This is a genomic window from Pseudomonas sp. 20-5 (assembly GCF_056782835.1).
In genome coordinates this window covers 5,211,349-5,229,958 of record NZ_CM165584.1, presented here as the reverse complement: position 1 = coordinate 5,229,958, position 18,610 = coordinate 5,211,349, and the positions used below count along the sequence as shown (strand labels likewise).

General features: G+C 65.9%; 10 protein-coding genes. 8 read left to right on the top strand and 2 right to left on the bottom strand.

Features of this window, described 5'->3' with window-relative positions; genetic code table 11:
• Positions 1–171 precede the first annotated feature (171 nt).
• The 3 genes from AC1RB9_RS24085 to AC1RB9_RS24075 all read left to right on the top strand — a co-directional run bounded on the left by AC1RB9_RS24085 (position 172) and on the right by AC1RB9_RS24075 (position 9,337).
• Positions 172–6,876 (top strand): MBG domain-containing protein, encoded by a 6,705-nt coding sequence (locus AC1RB9_RS24085; RefSeq protein ID WP_124123173.1) that lies wholly within the window; start codon positions 172–174, stop codon positions 6,874–6,876.
• A 62-nt stretch (positions 6,877–6,938) separates the two neighbouring features.
• Positions 6,939–8,645, top strand: a complete 1,707-nt coding sequence (gene cdrB, locus AC1RB9_RS24080; protein WP_003094915.1) for a two-partner secretion system transporter CdrB — start codon at positions 6,939–6,941, stop codon at positions 8,643–8,645.
• Positions 8,646–8,947: 302 nt separating this feature from the next.
• On the top strand, positions 8,948–9,337 hold the full coding sequence (locus AC1RB9_RS24075) for a hypothetical protein (protein WP_003106768.1): 390 nt from the start codon (positions 8,948–8,950) through the stop codon (positions 9,335–9,337).
• A 159-nt stretch (positions 9,338–9,496) separates the two neighbouring features.
• Here AC1RB9_RS24075 and AC1RB9_RS24070 read toward each other — a convergent pair whose 3' ends face one another.
• Complete coding sequence (locus AC1RB9_RS24070; RefSeq protein WP_003456803.1) at positions 9,497–10,708, bottom strand: MFS transporter; 1,212 nt, start codon at positions 10,706–10,708, stop codon at positions 9,497–9,499.
• 310 nt (positions 10,709–11,018) lie between these two features.
• Here AC1RB9_RS24070 and AC1RB9_RS24065 point away from each other — a divergent pair, with 310 nt between their 5' ends.
• Genes AC1RB9_RS24065 through AC1RB9_RS24045 form a run of 5 tightly spaced genes read left to right on the top strand, consistent with a single transcriptional unit; the run spans position 11,019 to position 17,182 of the window.
• Positions 11,019–13,850: a xanthine dehydrogenase family protein molybdopterin-binding subunit gene (locus tag AC1RB9_RS24065; protein ID WP_003106770.1), complete on the top strand. Its 2,832-nt coding sequence runs from the start codon at positions 11,019–11,021 to the stop codon at positions 13,848–13,850.
• Positions 13,843–14,382: a (2Fe-2S)-binding protein gene (locus AC1RB9_RS24060; RefSeq protein WP_003094903.1), complete on the top strand. Its 540-nt coding sequence runs from the start codon at positions 13,843–13,845 to the stop codon at positions 14,380–14,382. The genes AC1RB9_RS24065 and AC1RB9_RS24060 overlap by 8 nt, the downstream gene beginning before the upstream one ends.
• Positions 14,383–14,384: 2 nt before the next feature.
• Positions 14,385–15,632, top strand: coding sequence for a cytochrome c (locus AC1RB9_RS24055; protein WP_003116295.1), 1,248 nt, complete (start codon positions 14,385–14,387; stop codon positions 15,630–15,632).
• 3 nt (positions 15,633–15,635) lie between these two features.
• Positions 15,636–16,607 carry an XdhC family protein gene (locus tag AC1RB9_RS24050; RefSeq protein WP_003104873.1) on the top strand — a complete coding sequence of 324 codons (972 nt, stop codon included), beginning with the start codon at positions 15,636–15,638 and terminating at the stop codon, positions 16,605–16,607.
• A complete protein-coding gene (locus AC1RB9_RS24045; protein WP_003116293.1) occupies positions 16,607–17,182 on the top strand; it encodes a nucleotidyltransferase family protein in 576 nt (191 codons plus the stop codon). Before AC1RB9_RS24050 ends, AC1RB9_RS24045 begins: the two co-directional genes overlap by 1 nt.
• Here the strand turns inward: AC1RB9_RS24045 and AC1RB9_RS24040 are convergent, their stop codons facing one another.
• Complete coding sequence (locus AC1RB9_RS24040) at positions 17,183–18,307, bottom strand: methyltransferase (RefSeq protein ID WP_003456799.1); 1,125 nt, start codon at positions 18,305–18,307, stop codon at positions 17,183–17,185.
• Between the last annotated feature and the right edge of the window lie 303 nt (positions 18,308–18,610).

Below are 18,610 nucleotides of genomic sequence, written 5' to 3'. Positions count from 1 at the left end.
TTTGAGTCACTCCGACGAACGGTCGCCCTTTCAAGTGGACAATTTTTGATCTGAAAGGCATTTTTTTGGCACACAAGGCGCAATGTGAATTGCTTCTCAGATTTTCGTCATTTAACTGACGAAATGCAGTGCTGGAAAACTGACGTGCGCCACGCAGATAGGGAGATTTTCATGGTCCGTCCGGATAGCCAGCGCGGCAAGCGCACCTCTTCGAAAGCTGGTAGGGAAGGGCGTTTCGTCCTTGCCGCCAGCAGCACCCTCATGTTCGCCATCGCCAGCATCAACGCGGCCATGGCGGCACCTACCGGTGCCCAGTTCAACCCCAACGAGATCAAGATCAGCCAGCAGGGCAAGACCACGCTGATCGACCAGAGCACCCAGCGCGCGATCATCAACTGGAAGGGCTTCGACGTCTCCGCCGACGAGGCGGTGCGCTTCAACCAGCCCGGCGTGACCTCGTCGACCCTGAACCGGGTCACCGCAGGCCAGGAAAGTGTGATCGCCGGGCGCATCTCCGCGCCCGGCCAGGTGATCATCTACAACTCCAACGGCGTGGTATTCAGCGGCTCGGCCAAGGTCGACGTGGGCTCCCTGATCACCACCACGGCGAACATCAGCGACGAACACTTCCGCCAGGGCAAGCTGATCTTCGACCAGCCCGGAAACCCCGACGCGCGGATCGTCAACGACGGCAGCATCAGCGTCGCGGAGAAAGGCCTGGCGGCCTTCGTCGCGCCGTCCGTGGCCAACAACGGCGTGATCAACGCCCGTCTCGGCACCGTGGCGATGGCCGCCGGCAACGCCGCGACCATCGACCTCTACGGCGATGGCCTGGTGTCCATCGCCGTGACCGACCCGGTTACCCGCAAGCCGCAGGATGCCCAGGCGCTGGTCAGCAACGGCGGCGCGATCCAGGCCGACGGCGGTAGCGTGCTGATCACCGCCGAGCAGGCTTCCCGGGTGGTCGACAACGCGGTCAACCTGTCCGGCGTGATCCTCGCCCGCGGTACCGAGGTGCGCGAGGGCAGCGTGGCGCTGGTAAGCAAGTCCGGGGACATCCAGGTCGCCGGCAAGATCGACGTCAGCGGTCCGAAGAGCGGCGGCGACGTGCTGGTCAGCGGGCAGCAGGTGGCCCTGGCGAGCACCGCCAGCATCGACGCCCGCGGCGCCGCACAGGGCGGCAGCGTGCGCATCGGCGGCGACTTCCAGGGCCGCGGCGAGCTGCCACGAGCGAAGAACGCTACGCTGGCCAAGGGCGCCAGCATCGACGTCTCGGCTACCGGCAAGGGCAATGGCGGCCTGGCGGTGGTCTGGTCCGACGGCAATACCCGCATGGACGGGCGGATCCTCGCGCGCGGCGGCGCCCAGGGCGGCAACGGCGGCCTGGTGGAGACCTCCGGCAAGGTCAACCTGAGCATCGCCGACAGCGCCTACGTCAGCGTCGCCGCACCCTACGGCAACGGTGGCACCTGGCTGCTCGACCCGACCACCCTGCGCATCGTCGCATCCGGCGGCACCTCAGGTTCGGTGGGGGGCGCCAACGGCGCCAGCGGCGATGCGACGGTGAATGCCTCGGTGGTTACCGGTGCGCTGGCAGGCGGCAAGGTGACCCTCAGCGCCAGCGACCGGCTGTCGGTGGAAGCGCCGCTGATCACCAGCAACCTGGGCGGCGCCAGTCGCGGCCTGGAGCTGATCGCCACCGGACCTGCCGGTGCGGTGGATATCTCTGCGCCGATCCTGTTCCGCAACGGCAGCCTGGCAATCCGCGCCGGCGGCAACATCAACTTCCTCAGCGGCGGCACGCCGCAGACCAGCGGCATCGTCGACCTGGGCAGCGGCACCCTGTGGATGCAGACCAGCACCGCCGGCAAGATCAGCCAGCAGGCCGGTACCGCGCTGATCGCCGCCAACCTCGCCGGCCGTGCCGGTAGCATCGACCTGGCTTCCTGGGACAACTACGCCGGCAACCTGGCGCTGCAGACCTTCAACGGTACGCTCAAGTACCGGCAGAGCAACGCCACCGGCGTGACCACGAGCGGCACGGTGTTCGATCCGTTCATCAACCAGAGCATGACCGGCACCGCGCAGAACATCGTCTCCAGCGTCGGCACGCGGATTCTCGAGGCCAACAGCGTCGGCACCACCGGCAACTACACGCTGACCGCCGACGGCAACAGCGAGTTCGACCGCCTGGTGTTCACCGCGCTGCCCTATCGGCGGGTCAGCGGTTCCGCCAGTTTCCCGACCAACGACTCGTCGGACTACCTGGTGACCAACCTGCGCTACCAGGTCAACGGCAGCAACGTCACCGCCACCCCGAACGGCGGTGCGCCCAGCGGGTTCACCGTCGCCGCCGGCAACGGCAGCGTCACCACCTGGACCGGAAACTGGGGCACCAGTTGGGGCGTCAAGGGCTTCGGCGGCGTGATCGGCGTGACCGACGAGCTGCAGTACGACGTCGGCACCGGCCTGACCGAGGAACTGATCTTCGGCCTCGGCGGCAAGACCAGCCGCGTCGATACCCGCCTGGACCTGTTCATGCGCGAGGGAGCGTTCAACAGCTTCGCCGAGCGCGCCCAGGTGGAGATGTTCAAGACCACCACCACTGCCGGCGACATCCTTTCCCGCCAGCAGACCGCCACCCTGACCGCCAATGACGCTACCCGCGTCTACGGTGATGTGAATCCGACTCTGACGGCCACGATGTCCGGCATCAACGCCATCGACGCCTACGTCAACAGCCAGTTCAACGACCTCTACCAGGCGACCGCCAGCACCACGGCGACCCAGGCGTCGAACGTCGGGCAGTACGCGATCACCGGTAACGCCAATGGCAGCGAGTATTTCAGCCAGCGTTACCAACTGGTGCGCCAGGACGGCAAGCTGACCGTCACGCCGGCGCAATTGATCGTCAGCGCCGACGCCAAGACCAAGGTCTATGGCGACGCCGATCCGACCCTTACCTACCAGGTCAGTGGCCTGAAGAACAGCGATACCGCCGCTGGCGTGCTGAGCGGCAACCTCGGCCGGGTGGCCGGGGAGAACGTCGGCAACTACGGGATACTCCAGGGCGGGCTGGGCCTCAACACGGCCAATTACACCCTCAGCTACGTCGGCAACGACCTGCGCATCACCCCGGCACAACTGAACGTGATCGCCGATGCCAAGACCAAGGTCTACGGCGACCTGGATCCGGCGCTGACCTACCAGGTCTCCGGTCTCAAGCGCGGCGATACCGCCGGTGCCGTGCTCAATGGCGGCAGCCTGAGCCGCGTGGCTGGCGAGAACGTCGGCGTGTACGGCATCAACCAGGGTGGACTGGGCCTGGTCAGCAGCAATTACACCCTGAACTACCAGGGCAATAACCTGACCATCACCAAGGCACTGCTCAATGTGATCGCCGATGCCAAGACCAAGGTCTATGGCGACGCTGACCCGAGCCTGACCTATCAGGTCAGCGGCCTGAAGAACGGTGATACCGCTGGCGCGGTGCTCAACGGTGGCAGCCTGAGCCGCGTGGCTGGCGAGAATGTCGGCGTGTACGGCATCAACCAGGGCGACCTGGCATTGAACAGCGGTAACTACGACCTGAGCTACCAGGGCAATAACCTGACCATTACCAAGGCACTGCTCAATGTGATCGCCGATGCCAAGACCAAGGTCTATGGCGATGCCGACCCGAGCCTGACCTACCAGGTCAGCGGCCTGAAGAATGGCGATACCGCTGGCGCGGTGCTCAATGGCGGCGGCCTGGTTCGTGTCTCCGGCGAAAACGTAGGCAACTATGCGATTCAGCAGGGTGGCCTGGGTCTGGTCAGCGGTAACTATGACCTGGCTTACCAGGGCAACAACCTGACCATCACCAAGGCGCTGCTGAATGTGATCGCCGACGCCAAGACCAAGGTCTACGGCGATGCCGATCCGAGCCTGACCTACCAGGTCAGCGGCCTGAAGAACGGTGACAGCGCCGGTTCGATCCTGACCGGTGGGTTGAACCGCGCCGCAGGCGAGAACGTGGGTGTGTATGGCATCAACCAGGGCGACCTGGCATTGAACAGCGGCAACTACGATCTGAGCTACCAGGGCAACAACCTGACCATCACCAAGGCACTGCTGAATGTGATCGCTGATGCCAAGACCAAGGTCTATGGCGATGCCGATCCGAGCCTGACCTACCAGGTCAGCGGCCTGAAGAACGGTGATACCGCTGGCGCGGTGCTCAACGGCGGCAGCCTGAGCCGCGTGGCTGGCGAGAATGTCGGCGTGTACGGCATCAACCAGGGTGGACTGGGCCTGGTCAGCGCGAACTACGACCTGAGCTACCAAGGCAATAACCTGACCATCACCAAGGCGCTGCTGAATGTGATCGCCGACGCCAAGACCAAGGTCTACGGCGATGCCGATCCGAGCCTGACCTACCAGGTCAGCGGCCTGAAGAATGGCGATACCGCTGGCGCGGTGCTCAACGGCGGCAGCCTGAGCCGCGTGGCTGGCGAGAATGTCGGCGTGTACGGCATCAACCAGGGCGACCTGGCATTGAACAGCGGTAACTACGACCTGAGCTATCAGGGCAATAACCTGACCATCACCAAGGCGCTGCTCAATGTGATCGCCGACGCCAAGACCAAGGTCTACGGCGATGCCGACCCGAGCCTGACCTTCCAGGTCAGCGGCCTGAAGAACGGCGATACCGCCGGTGCCGTCCTCAACGGCGGCAGCCTGAGCCGCGCCGCAGGCGAGAACGTCGGCGTGTACGGCATCAATCAGGGCGACCTGGCATTGAACAGCGGTAACTACGACCTGAGCTACCAGGGCAATAACCTGACCATCACCAAGGCACTGCTGAATGTGATCGCTGATGCCAAGACCAAGGTCTACGGCGATGCCGACCCGAGCCTGACCTTCCAGGTCAGCGGCCTGAAGAACGGCGATACCGCCGGTGCCGTCCTCAACGGCGGCAGCCTGAGCCGCGTGGCTGGCGAGAACGTCGGCGTGTACGGCATCAAACAGGGTGGACTGGGCCTGGTCAGCGGTAACTACGACCTGAGCTACCAAGGCAACAACCTGACCATCACCAAGGCGCTGCTGAATGTGATCGCCGACGCCAAGACCAAGGTCTACGGCGATGCCGATCCGAGCCTGACCTACCAGGTCAGCGGCCTGAAGAACGGTGACAGCGCCGGTTCGATCCTGACCGGTGGGTTGAACCGCGCCGCAGGCGAGAACGTGGGTGTGTATGGCATCAACCAGGGCGACCTGGCATTGAACAGCGGTAACTACGACCTGAGCTACCAGGGCAATAACCTGACCATCACCAAGGCACTGCTCAATGTGATCGCCGACGCCAAGACCAAGGTCTACGGCGATGCCGATCCGAGCCTGACCTACCAGGTCAGTGGCCTGAAGAACGGCGATACCGCCGGTTCGATCCTGACCGGTGGGTTGAACCGCGCCGCAGGCGAGAACGTGGGTGTGTATGGCATCAACCAGGGCGACCTGGCATTGAACAGCGGTAACTACGACCTGAGCTACCAGGGCAATAACCTGACCATCACCAAGGCACTGCTCAATGTGATCGCCGATGCCAAGACCAAGGTCTATGGCGACGCTGACCCGAGCCTGACCTATCAGGTCAGCGGCCTGAAGAACGGTGATACCGCCGGTTCGATCCTGACCGGCGGGCTGAACCGCGCCGCAGGCGAGAACGTGGGTGTGTATGGCATCAACCAGGGCGACCTGGCATTGAACAGCGGCAACTACGATCTGAGCTACCAGGGCAACAACCTGACCATCACCAAGGCACTGTTGAATGTGATCGCCGACGGCAAGACCAAGGTCTACGGCGATGCCGATCCGAGCCTGACCTACCAGGTCAGTGGCCTGAAGAACGGCGATACCGCTGGCGCGGTGCTCAACAGTGGCAGCCTGAGCCGCGTGGCTGGCGAGAATGTCGGCGTGTACGGCATCAACCAGGGTGGACTGGGCCTGGTCAGCGGTAACTATGACCTGGCTTACCAGGGCAACAACCTGACCATCACCAAGGCGCTGCTCAATGTGATCGCCGACGGCAAGACCAAGGTCTATGGCGACGCTGACCCGAGCCTGACCTACCAGGTCAGCGGCCTGAAGAACGGTGACAGCGCCGGCTCGATCCTGACCGGCGGGCTGAACCGCGACGCAGGCGAGAACGTGGGTGTGTATGGCATCAACCAGGGCGGCCTGGTGCTGACCAGTGGCAACTATGACCTGGCCTACCAGGGTAATGACCTGACCATCACCAAGGCGCTGCTCAACGTATTCGCCGATGCCAAGAGCAAGCAGGTCGGCACCGCCGACCCGGCGCTGACCTATCAGGTTTCCGGCCTGAAGAATGGCGATAGCGCCGGTCAGGTGCTCGCCGGCGGGCTCGGTCGGGTGGGCGGCGAAGCCGTAGGCCAGTACGACATCCTCCAGGGTGGGCTTGCCCTCACCAGCGGCAACTACCAGCTCAACTACCAGGGCAACCTGCTGAGCATCCTGCCGCTGCCGGTCACGCCGGGCGACCTGGGGCAACTGGCAGCGCTCTCCGACTTGCGCGAACTGCAGAAGGGGCGCGATCCGGATACTCCCGGGGATGCGGTCTACCGCACCACCACGCTGGAAAACCCGTTCCTCGAAAACCCGTTCCTGCGCGCCTACGCTCTGGGCATGGACGTCAGCGATCCTAACCTGCTGCCGGCTACCGCCGCGGGTCCGGCGGAGGACGCCAGCGCCAAGCGGGTGGGGCAGTTCACCGATCGTCCGCTCAGGGCAGAGGCCGAGAGTGGGGCGGGTTGCTCGAACCAGAGCTACCTGGCCGACTACTGGAGCTGCTTCAACAAGCCTCTGAATTTCTAACCCTTTTCGCAATGCGCACTATCGTCTCCGGGCGGTAGTGCGTCATCTGCCCGAGGTGAATGATGAAACCTTCGCAATGGACGCTTCGCTGGGTGACGCTCTGTGGCTGCGGGATGCTGGCTGCTTCCGCCGCCGCCGTGGAGTTGCCAGGGACTGTACAGCCATCCCAGCTCGATGAACGCTTCAAGCCCCGCAGCGAGCCGCAAGCCAAGCCCGAGGCGCCGCTGGTGGTGCCCAAGCAGGTCGCGCCGCAAGGCAGCGAACAGATCCGCTTCGAACTGCGCGAGATACGCATCGAAGGCAACACCCGCTATGACAAGGCGGTGCTCGAGTCCTATTACCAGCATATGCTCGGCAAGCAGGTGTCCCTGGCCGAACTGGTCGACCTGGCCAACCGCCTCACCGCCAAGTACCGCCAGGACGGCTACCTGTTGACCCAGGTAGTGGTGCCGGAGCAGAGCATCGAGGGCGGCAAGGTACGCCTGCAGGTGATCGAGGGTTACCTCGAACACGTGCAGATCAAGGGAACCGTCGATGGGCCGCGGGTGCGAGTGGAGGAACTGCTCGCGCCGCTGACCGAAAAACGTCCGCTGGATGCCGATACCCTGGAGCGCGGCCTGCTGCTGGTCGGCGACCTGCCGGGGGTCAACGTGCAGAGCGTGCTCAGCCCGGGTCAGGCGCTGGGCTCGTCGAACCTCGACGTGGCCTTGCAACAGCAGCGATACGAAGGCTTCGTCAGCCTCGACAACCGCGGCTCGCACTACACCGACCCGACCACCCTGGCCTTCGGCGCCACCGAGTTCTCCCGCCTGGGCTTCTACGAGCAGATCGACGTGCTCGGCGCGATCTCGCCGTTCAGCGATGCCACCCGCTACATCCAGTTGCGCGGTACGTTGCCGCTGGGTGGCATGTTCGCCGGCGATACCCTGCAGATCATGGGTTCCTATTCGAAGGTCAACCCGGACATTCCGGACTCGGTATTCCCCTTCGACAGCGTCAGCAAGAGCACCGAAGGCAGCATTTCCTACAACCATCCCTTCATCCGCTCGCGCTCGCAGAACCTGAGCGGCGGCCTGGCGTTGCAGTGGAAGGATACCGAGACCCGCCTGCGCGACTTCGCCAGCGACGCCTCGAACCCCGGTCGTGACCATGTGCGGGTGTTCCAGCAACGCCTGACCTATGACTGGGTCGACCGCTGGATGGGCATCAACCTGGCGGAGGTGCGCAACAACATCGGCCTGGACATGTGGGGCGCGACCAAGAAGGACGATGAACGTCGTTCCCGCGAAGTGGCCGACGGACGTTTCGTCTATCTCAACGGCAACATCGGGCGTCTGCAAGGGCTCGGCGGACCCTGGTCGGTGTATGGCGAGTTGCAATGGCAGTACAGCTTCGACCCGTTGCTGCCGAGCGAGCGCTTCGGCGTCGGCGGCAGCGGGATCGGTCGCGGCTTCGCCCCGGGCAACATCACCGGTGACCGTGGCTTCGCCCTGAAGCTCGAACCGCGCTATGGCCAGGCGGTGGGCTATAGCTGGCTGCGCAGCTACCAGGCCTACGCTTTCTACGACTGGGGCAAGACCTACAACCTCGACGTGGACGATGACGAGCAGCAGAAGCTCGGCTCGATCGGTGCCGGGGTGCGCTTCAACCTCACCGACCAGTTGTCGTTCAACCCGGAGATTGCCCGCCAGGTCATCGGCGAGCCAGCCGACCAGCGCGATGGGAAGCGCGAGACGCGGGTCCTGTTCAACGTGGTGGCGCGCTTCTGAACCCTGCCGGCTTCCGTTCCGGAGGCTGCTGACGGAGCCCCTCTCCGGTTCTGCGGAGAGGGAGGTTCGTGCTCAATTCCGAGTGTTCTTCTCAAACTTTCGATTTCTTCGATTTTTCATATCGATGCCGTCAATCCGTGCCAAGGCCGGTCGGAGAGGCGTATTCTTGCTGTAACTGCTGTGCTAGAGCGGTTATTTGCACTATTTCAAACGTCGATGAATACTATTGGCGCGCTTCGTTTTCCAATCGAGTTTCCCGAACAGAGAATGGCCCCACGTAACGAATACCTGGAGCCACTGCCATGAAACGCCCGCTGATCCTCGCCATCGCCCTTGCTACCCTGACCGCCAATGCCGCCTTCGCTGCACCGCGGGTCGAATCCATCGCCCTGCGCGGTGCCCAACAACTGATCGCCTCCGACGGTTCCGACCGTACCCTCGAACGCCTGCGCAAGACCCAGGCGCCGCGCGTCCAGGAAGAACGCCGGGTCGCCGAAAGCGGCAGCGAGCAGACCATCGATCGCTTGCACCGCGACATGACCAGCCGCGAGGCGCGCCTGGCCGAGAACGGCAGCGAACAGACCGTCGACCGTCTGCACAAGGACATGGGGCGCGTCGATCTGCGCCTGGCCGACAACGGTAGCGAGCGCACCGTCGACCGCCTGCATCGGGAGATGCGGCGCCCCGCCTGACACCGCGGATCACGCCGCAAGGTGCGAGAAAAGCCCGGCTCGATGCCGGGCTTTCTTATTGCCGAGAAGGTGCGGTGTTCCATGGGGAGGACGGATAACGCCCCAGGCGTTATCGCCGATACGCCGCTGTCGGGGCAGCGACGCGCGACGGCATTGGCCTCAGTGCAGGCGGTCGCGTTGCGCCAGGCTAGGGAACAGCTTCATCCATGCTCCGGTGACCACCAGGGTGCCGATCCCGCCGAGGACCACTGCCGGTACCGTGCCGAACCAGTGTGCGGTGAGCCCGGACTCGAACTCGCCGAGCTGGTTCGAGGCGCCGATGAACAGGCCGTTCACCGCGCTGACCCGGCCGCGCATCTCGTCGGGGGTTTCGAGCTGCACGAAGGCGCCGCGGATGACCATGCTGACCATGTCCGCGGCGCCGAGTACCACCAGCACGCCGAAGGACAGCCAGAACGATTTCGACAGGCCGAAGGCGATGGTTGCCAGGCCGAAGATGCCCACGGAGAGGAACATGATCCGCCCGACGTTGCGTTCGATGCTGAAGTGCGCCAGCCAGAACGACATCGCCAGGGCGCCCACCGCTGGAGCCGAGCGCAGCAGGCCGAGGCCCCAGGGCCCGGTGAGCAGGATGTCCTTGGCGAACACCGGGAGCAGGGCGGTGGCGCCGCCGAGGAGCACGGCGAACAGGTCGAGGGAGATCGCCCCGAAGATGTCCGGTCGGCTGCGGATGAAACGGATGCCGGCGAGCAGCGAGTCGAGGGTGGCCTTGCCCTGGGTGAGCGGCTGGTTGCGTACCGGCAGGCTGAGCGTCAGGACGCAGGCGAGGACGTAGAGAGTCGCGGTCGGCACGTAGACCCAGGAGGCACCGAACGCATAGAGCAGGCCGCCGAGGGCCGGGGCGGCAATGGTCGCCGCCTGCATCGCCGAAGCCGAAGCGGCCACCGCGCGCGGGAACAGCCCGGCCGGTACCAGGTTCGGCAGCAGCGCCTGGGTGGTCGGCATTTCGAAGGCGCGGGCGGTACCGAGGGCGAAGGCGAGGACGAAGATCATGTTGCGGGTGATCTCTCCCGAAGCCGCGCCGAGCACCAGTGCCACCGCCACCAGGGCCTGGCCGGCCTGGCAGAGGGCGGCGATTCTGCGTCGGTCGTAGCGGTCGGCAACATGCCCGGTGTGGAGCATGAACAGTACCCGCGGGAGGAATTCGACCAGGCCTACCAGGCCCAGGTCGAGGACATTGCCGGTCAGTTCGTAGATGTGCCAGCCGATGGCCACGGTGAGCATCTGGAAGCCGCTGGCGGTGCAGACGCGGGCCAGCCAGAAGGCGAGGAAGGGACGATGGCGGAGCAGGGAGCTGGGTTGGCTGGACATGCTGGGGTCGGGCGTTTCGAGAGGAGGGCGGAGAGTAACATGTGGTTACCTCTTGGCTGTTGCCATTGCCGAAATCGAAGATTCAGAGAAGCGCACGAAAAGGTTGGAGCCGGCCTGGCAGGCGACCAAAGTCGAGTGTCCATGGGTCCTTCCAGCGGTAGACGGGACTTTTCCTCGGGTGCGACTTGTCGCTAAAATTAACTCCTGAGTCAGGTTTTTCCGCCTGCGTGCTCCACCTCGTCCGTCCGGACGAGCTGTTCAAGCCTGAATAACGACATGGGTGGGAACCGTACCACCCAGAGGAACTTGCATGTCCAACCGTGATATATCCCGGCGCGCCTTTCTCCAGGGCGGGTTGATCGCCGGCGTGGGTGTCACCCTGGCGCCGCTCGGCAGCCAGGCGTTCGCTGCCTTGTTCGAGAACCAGGTGACCGTTTCCGCCCAGCGCTGGATGGCGGGCAACGGTCAGGTCCGTTTCCGTAACGACGCCTTGTCCAAGGTCTGCGGCAACAAGGTGTTCGCCCGCGATATCCGCGCCAGGGACATGCCCGGCTGGCCGCAGCAGCAAGGCCACGCCATGTTGCTGAAGACCGTTCGCGCCGACCGCATCTACGAAGGCCACGACCTTTCCTGGCTGGGCGCCGAGTTGCAGCCGGACCGTATCGTCACCGCCGCCGACCTGGAGAAGGACGGCATCGTCTTCCCCGAGGCGCATTCGCCCGATCCGCTCCTGCCGCCGGGCAAGGTGCCGATGTTCATCGGCCATCCGGTGGCGATCCTGATCTGGAACGACTTCGAGCGCTTCCGCCGGGCCAAGCTCAAGCTCAAGTTCAACGACAAGGCGATCCGCTATGGCGCCCAGGCCCCGCTGTACCAGGGCGATCCCTACGGCAGCTATCGCTTCGTCCGGGTCGGCGGCAAGACGCCCTACGAGGACGACGAGTTCTCCAGCCTGAAGGACTCGATGCTGTTCCCCACCATCCTCAACCGCAAACCGGTATGGACCAGCGAGCCGAAGCTGCACGGCGACCTCACCGAGCAGGGGCTGTTCCATGCCAAGCGCATGGCCGAGCAACTGGAAAACCCGCCGCAGGACTGGCTGGTCTTCGACGAGCGCTACAAGACCCCATCGATCGAGCCGGCGGCACTGGAGCCGGACAACGGCAACGGCTGGTACGACGCGGCGAGCAAGACCTTGCACTTCGTGGTCGCCACCCAGTGCCCGTTCGAAGTCGCCTACGAAAGCGTGCACATGATCAAGCCGTCGCGCTTCGCCCTGGAGAAGTTCAACATCCATCCGGGCTATACCGTCGGCTACGGCTCCAAGGACAACAACATCTTCGTCTTCTATGCCGCGCTCGCCGCGCTGTATGGCGAGGGTGTGCCGGTGCGCCTGGCCAACGACCGCTACGAGCAGTTCCAGAGCGGCATCAAGCGCCACCCGTTCGACATCCGCTACCAACTGGCGGTAGACAGGAACGACCTCGGCTTCCGCATCTTCCGCGCCGACATGAGCGCCGACGGCGGCGGGCGCGCCAACTACAGCGCCTCGGTGGCGGCGGTGGGCGCCACCGCCGCGCAGTCGATCTACTACATGCCGCAGAACGACCTGGCGGTCACCGCCTATCATTCGCGCGGCGTGGAGGCCGGCTCGATGCGCGGCTACGGTACCCTGCAGACCATGGCCGCGACCGAGATGATGGTCGACGAGATCGCTGGCCGGCTGGGCGTCGACGCCATCGACCTGCGTCGTCGCAACGCCCTGCGCTCGGGCATGAAGAACACCCAGGGCGCGGTCCCGGCCGGTGCCCTGCGCCTGCACGAGATCCTCGACAAGGCCGCTGCCCACGAGGTCTGGAAGGACCGCGACGCACGCAAGAAGCGCTTCGACGCGGAAGACCCGGACAACTGGTATGGGGTCGGCTTCGCCATTTGCCAGAAGGACTTCGGCACCGGCGCCGAGGCGCCGATGGCGAGCATCGAGTTCAGCGCCGACGGGCGCATCAGCCTGCGCCACATCGGCACCGAGATCGGTACCGGGATGTCCACCTCGCAGGCCTTCGTGGTCGGCGACTTCCTCGGCCGTCCGGCGGACGAGGTGAAGACCGCCGAGACCGAATGGCCCGAGCTGCGGCTCACCACCAAGGGCAATCCCTACCTGATGAGCCAGGCCGAGCAGGACGCCGCGCTACGCGATCCGCGCTGGGTCGGCAAGCTGGCCTCGCCGTCGTCGGCGACCAACTCGGCGTTCTATTTCAGCCACGCCACCCGCGAAGCCGCGCGCGTGCTGTTCAACCACGGCCTGTGGCCGGCGGCCCTGGAGCTGTGGCGCAGCGGTCCGTTCGGCGGCCAGGCCAATCCCTATGTGGTGCGCCGCGAAAACGCGGTATGGGTCGACGGCCAGTTGACCGGCAACGGCCTGGCGCCGATTCCCTTCGCCGAGCTGGCGAAGAAGGCCCACGAGATGGGCCTGGTCACCGGCGTCAGCGTCCACGGCTTCAACCGCTGGAGCTGGGCCGAGGCGGACTTCGTCATCGATGGCGTGCGCGAGCGCCTGCCGCTCGACGCCATGGCGGTGAAGTACGGCGACGGCGCGCCGGGAGTGAAGAAGGCGATGATGAACAGCGCCGGCTTCCACCTGCTCGACCGGCAGAATCCGGCTTATCCGGCGACCCAGCTGAACAACGCGATGGTCACCTACTACAGTCCGGTGGCGACCCTGGTCGAGCTGAAGGTGAACAAGGGCAGCGGCGAGGTGCAGGTGCTCGACCACCATTCCTGGATCGAGTGCGGCCGGGTGCTGGTGCCGGAGCTGGTCAAGGGCCAGCTGGAGGGCGGCATCGCCATGGGTATCGGCCATGCGCTGCTGGAGGAAATGCCGCTCTACGAGGGCGGCCCCGCGGAAGGGGACTGGAACTTCAACCGCTACCGGTTGCCGCGGGCGAAGGACGTGGCGGTTTGGAACCAGACGGCGGAGATCCTCCCGCCGCTGTCGCCGACCGATCCGGCCAAAGGCATCGCCGAGGTGGTGATGATCCCGGTGGTCGGCGCCATCGCCAACGCCGTGGCGCACGCCACCGGCAAGCGCGTCCGCGACCTGCCCATCACTCCCGCCCGCATCAAGGAGGCCCTCCATGGCTAACCGCAAGCTCCAGATGACCCTCAACGGTCAAGCCGTCGGTCCGGTGGAGGTCGCCGAAGACCTGCCGATGATCGACTACCTGCACGAATACCAGAACCTCACCGGCTCGCGCCTGGGCTGTGGCCAGGGCATCTGCCATGCCTGCGTGGTGATCGTCGACAATCCGGACGGCACCAGCGAGGAAGTGCGCACCTGCATCACCGGCGCGCACTACTTCGACGGCAAGAAGGTTCGCACCATCGAGGGCCATGCCCAGCGCGACGAGAATGGCGACATCCGCGAGCTGAACCCGATCCAGCAGAAGTTCGTCGACCAGTTCGCCTTCCAGTGCAGCTATTGCGCGCCGGGCTTCGTCAACGCCGCCACCGTGCTGGTGGAAAAAGCCCAGCGCCAGCCGATCAAGCGCAGCGAGCTGGAGCAGGCGATCGAGGACAGCCTCGGCCATCACATCTGCCGTTGCACCGGCTACGTGCGCTACTACAGCGCCACCCGCGACGTGCTCGACGAACTCGGCCTGGTCAAGGAGGCTTGAGGATGAAGCGCACCCTTTCCGGCCTCGCCCTGGCGCTGGCCGCGCTGTCGCCGTTCCTGGCCTCCGCCGCCGGCGCCGACGCGGCGCTGGTCAAGCGCGGCGAATACCTCGCCCGCGCCGCCGACTGCATGGCCTGCCATACTGCCGAGGGCGGCGCGCCGTTCGCCGGCGGGCTGCCGATCCAGTCGCCGTTCGGCACCATCTACGGCACCAACATCACCCCGGACAAGGAACACGGCATCGGCGCCTACAGCGCCGACGAGTTCTTCGCCGCTCTTACCGAGGGCAAGCGCAAGGACGGCGCCTACCTCTATCCGGCGATGCCCTACACCTCCTATCACCTGATCGAGCGCGAGGATGCCGACGCCATCTACGCCTACCTGATGGCCCAGGAGCCGATCGCCCGGCCGGCGCCGCAGACCAGCCTGAGCTTCCCGTTCAACGTGCGCATGGGCCTGGCCGGCTGGAACCTGCTCTACGGCAAGAGCGTGCGCTTGCAGCCGGAGGAAGGGCGCAGCGAGGCCTGGAAGCGCGGGCAGTACATGGTCGAGGTGCTCGGCCACTGCGGCGAGTGCCATACCCCGCGCAACCTGGCCGGCGCCCTGGAGCAGGACAAGCGCCTGAGCGGCGGCCTGCTCAACGGCTACCTGGCGCCCAGCCTGCTGCCCGGCGACCTTGCCGCGCGCGGTTGGACCCAGCCGGACCTGGCGAGCTTCCTCAAGCACGGCATGAGCGCCCAGGGCAGCATGTTCAACGAGATGTTCCCGGTGGTGCACCACAGCACCCAGCACCTCGACGACAGCGACCTGGCAGCCATGGCCACCTACCTGCTCGGCGACCAGCCGCCGCCGGCCAAGGTGGTCCAGGCGCTGCCCGAGGCGCAGCTGAACGACAGCGGCAAGCGCGGTCGCCAGCAGTACCTCAACGTCTGCGCCGGCTGCCACGGCGGCGAAGGCGAGGGCAAGCCGCATATCGCGGTGGCGATGAACGGCAACACTACCCTGCGCCTGCAAGACCCGCGTAATCTGTTGCGAGTGATCGAAGACGGCATCGTCGAACAGCAGTTCACCGGCTTCGAACGCATGCAACCGATGCCCGGTTTCGCCGGGAAACTCGACGACGAGCAACTCACGGACCTGCTCAACTACCTGCGTCAGACCTGGGGCGGATTGCCCGGTGACCTCGGTCCCCAACAGGTCGCGCAATTGAAGATGGAGAGCGCTTCGGCGCATACCGTCAAGGTGAAGTGAATCGTGCAACACCTCGATCTACAGGTGGTCCGCAAGGCGCTGAAGTGGTCCGTGGGCGGCGAACGGGTGTGGTTCTGTACCGTGCTCACGACCTACGGCTCGGCGCCCCGCGCGCCGGGATCGCTGCTGGCGGTGAACGCCAGCGGTGAATGGATCGGCTCGCTGTCCGGCGGCTGCGTCGAGGATGATTTCCTCGAGCGGGTCGCCGCCGGCGGTTTCCCCGATCCCGCGGTGATCGTGCGCTACGGCGAGGGCGACGACCCGAACTCGAACATCCGCCTGCCCTGCGGCGGCATCCTCGACGTACTGGTGGAAAACCTGGCGCCGGACTGCGATGTCCAGGCCCATCTGCGCGAGCTGGAGTCGGCGTTGCTTGGTCAGCGCCGCCTGCTGCGCGAGGTCGAGCTGGGCAGCGGCGCGCGCAGCCTGCGCGACGATTCCAGCCACGGCCCTCGGGCTGAACGCGACGGCGAGTGCGTGCGCTTGCGCGTCGGCGCTGCCCAGCGCCTGCTGCTGGCCGGCTATTCCAGCGTCGCCCATGCCTGCGCCGAGTTCGGCAAGGGCCTGGGCTTCGAGGTGATCCTCTGCGACCCGCGCGAAGAAGCCTTGCGCGGCGTGGTGCTGGAGGGCATCGAGATCCGTCGCGAGCTGCCCTCGCTGTTCATCGCCGACGGCGGTTGCCACGCCGATACGGCGGTGGTGGCGTTGACCCACGATCCGAAGATCGACGACCTGGCGATGCTCGAGGCGGTGCGTACCGAAGCCTTCTATATCGGCGTGATGGGATCGCGGGCGACCTCGGAGAAACGCTTCGAGCGCCTGCGGCGCATCGGCGGCCTGGGCGATGCCGAACTGGCGCGGATCCACGCGCCGATCGGCCTCAACCTCGGCAGCAAGACGCCGGCGGAAATCGCCCTGGCGGTGCTGGCGGACATTCTTCGCATCCGCAACGGCATTCCCCGCGAGCGGCTCTGATGGTCGCCGCCGACGAGGTGCTGTGCCTGGTCCTGGCGGCCGGGCAGGGGCGCCGCTTCGGCAGCGACAAGCGCCTGGCGCGCCTGGCTGATGGCACGACCCTGCTGGCGGCCAGCGTGGCGCGGGCGCGCGAGGCGTTCGCCGAGGTGCGGGTGGTGGTGCGTGCCGGAGACACCCCGGCGAGCCTGGGCCTGCCGGCGCAGCAGCGGCTTGTCCACAGCCTCGATGCATCGTTGGGCATGGGCCACAGCCTGGCCGCCGGCGTCGCGGCGGCGAGGAACAGCACGGCCCGGGCCATCGCCGTCCTGCTCGGCGACATGCCCTGGATCGCCGCCGATACCCTCGAGCGTCTGGCCGCGATGGCCACTCCCGAAGCCATCGTGTTTCCCCTGTACGACGGTCAGCGCGGCCATCCGGTGCTGTTCGGCCGCGCTTTCTGGGACGCGCTTGCGCAACTGGACGGCGACCAGGGCGCGCGCCATGTGCTGCAGGCCCATCGTCCGGCCTGGTGCGAGGTGCCGTGCGACGATCCGGGCGTACTCCGCGACGTGGACACCCCGGCGGCGCTCGGCTGACTATTTTACCGCTTTCAGGATCACGAACTTCGGATTCGCCGCGACCTGCTCGACCCCGCGGAACAGCCGCTTGAGCTTGGCGTGGTAGCCCAGGTGGCGGTTGCCGACGATCCACAGTTCGCCGCCCGCCGCCAGGGCATCGCGAGCCTGGAGAAACATGCGCCAGGCGAGGAAGTCGCCGACCACCTGCTGCTGGTGGAACGGCGGGTTGCACAGGACCAGGTCCAGCGAGCCCGCCGCCTGGCCGGCCAGGCCATCGTCGGCGCGGAACGTCGCCGGCCGCTCGCCCAGCGCCGCTCGCCAGTTTTCCCGCGCCGACTGCACGGCCATGTACGACTCATCCACCAGGGCCAGCTCGGCCTGCGGGTTGAGCAGCGCGTAGGCGATGCCGAGCACCCCGTTGCCGCAGCCCAGGTCGGCGGCGCGTAGCGCGCCGAGGCTGCGTGGCAGGTGCGGGAGGAAGGCGCGGGTGCCGATGTCGAGACCCTCCCGGCAGAATACGTTGGCGTGGTTGAGCAGCGTCAGCGGCGGCTGCTCCAGGCGATAGCGGGTCGGATAGGGCGAGCGCGGCTGCGGGCGCTCCGCTGCCTCGGCGATCAGCAGGCGGGCCTTCTTCACCGCCAGCGAAGCGTGCATCGGGCCGATGTAGCGTTCCAGCAGGTCGCCGGCGGCGCGCGGCAAGTGCTTGACCATCCCCGCGGCGACGACCTGCGCGCCCGGTGCCAGTTGGCCGTGCAGGCGGATCAGTTGCTCCTCCAGCAACGCGAGGGTCTTCGGCACCTTGACCAGCACGTGATCGAAGGGCCCCACGGCGGTTTCGCTGGCCGGGACGAAGCGCACCGAGCCCAGGTCGAGGCCGTTGCGCGCGAGGTTCTTGCGCAGGGCGAGGAAGCCCAGGTGCGAATCGCCGCTGCTGGTGACCTGAACGTGCGGCGCCAGGCTCGCGGCGAGGGCGCCGAAGGCGTCGTTGAGGACCAGCACCCGGCATTGCGCCGTCACGCCCCGTTCGTGCAACTGGTTGAGCAGGTATTCGTCGGCGGCGTCGAACGCCTGGAGGGGCTCGCCGTCCTGCTCGGGCTGGCGGACCAAATCGAGCTGGGCGAAGGAGGTGGCGAATAGAGGCATCGGGTTCCCGGCGGGGCGAATCCCGCTCGTCAATTAACAATCTGTCGAAACTGAGAGCTGGTTGGAGTTCTCCAGCTTGTGCGGCACACGGATATGCCGAAAAATTCTTTACCCGGCTCTGGTTAGTCGTTTCCTTACCGACGAGTCATCCAGCCGGGCACGCCAATAATAACCGGGCTAGGGCTTCGATAGCGCCTGTCATGACCCGGTAGCGCCTGGACGGGCGCCTTCGCCACTTCGAGCGGCGACCGTCACCCAACCCGTTTTCCGAACGAGACCCGTGCGAGCCGTCGCGGGGCTCGT

Coding starts and splice junctions, on each gene's coding strand:
- AC1RB9_RS24085 (WP_124123173.1), top strand. CDS start 172: ATGGTCCGTCCGGATAGCCAGCGCGGCAAGCGCACCTCTTCGAAAGCT.
- cdrB (WP_003094915.1), top strand. CDS start 6,939: ATGAAACCTTCGCAATGGACGCTTCGCTGGGTGACGCTCTGTGGCTGC.
- AC1RB9_RS24075 (WP_003106768.1), top strand. CDS start 8,948: ATGAAACGCCCGCTGATCCTCGCCATCGCCCTTGCTACCCTGACCGCC.
- AC1RB9_RS24070 (WP_003456803.1), bottom strand. CDS start 10,708: ATGTCCAGCCAACCCAGCTCCCTGCTCCGCCATCGTCCCTTCCTCGCC.
- AC1RB9_RS24065 (WP_003106770.1), top strand. CDS start 11,019: ATGTCCAACCGTGATATATCCCGGCGCGCCTTTCTCCAGGGCGGGTTG.
- AC1RB9_RS24060 (WP_003094903.1), top strand. CDS start 13,843: ATGGCTAACCGCAAGCTCCAGATGACCCTCAACGGTCAAGCCGTCGGT.
- AC1RB9_RS24055 (WP_003116295.1), top strand. CDS start 14,385: ATGAAGCGCACCCTTTCCGGCCTCGCCCTGGCGCTGGCCGCGCTGTCG.
- AC1RB9_RS24045 (WP_003116293.1), top strand. CDS start 16,607: ATGGTCGCCGCCGACGAGGTGCTGTGCCTGGTCCTGGCGGCCGGGCAG.
- AC1RB9_RS24040 (WP_003456799.1), bottom strand. CDS start 18,307: ATGCCTCTATTCGCCACCTCCTTCGCCCAGCTCGATTTGGTCCGCCAG.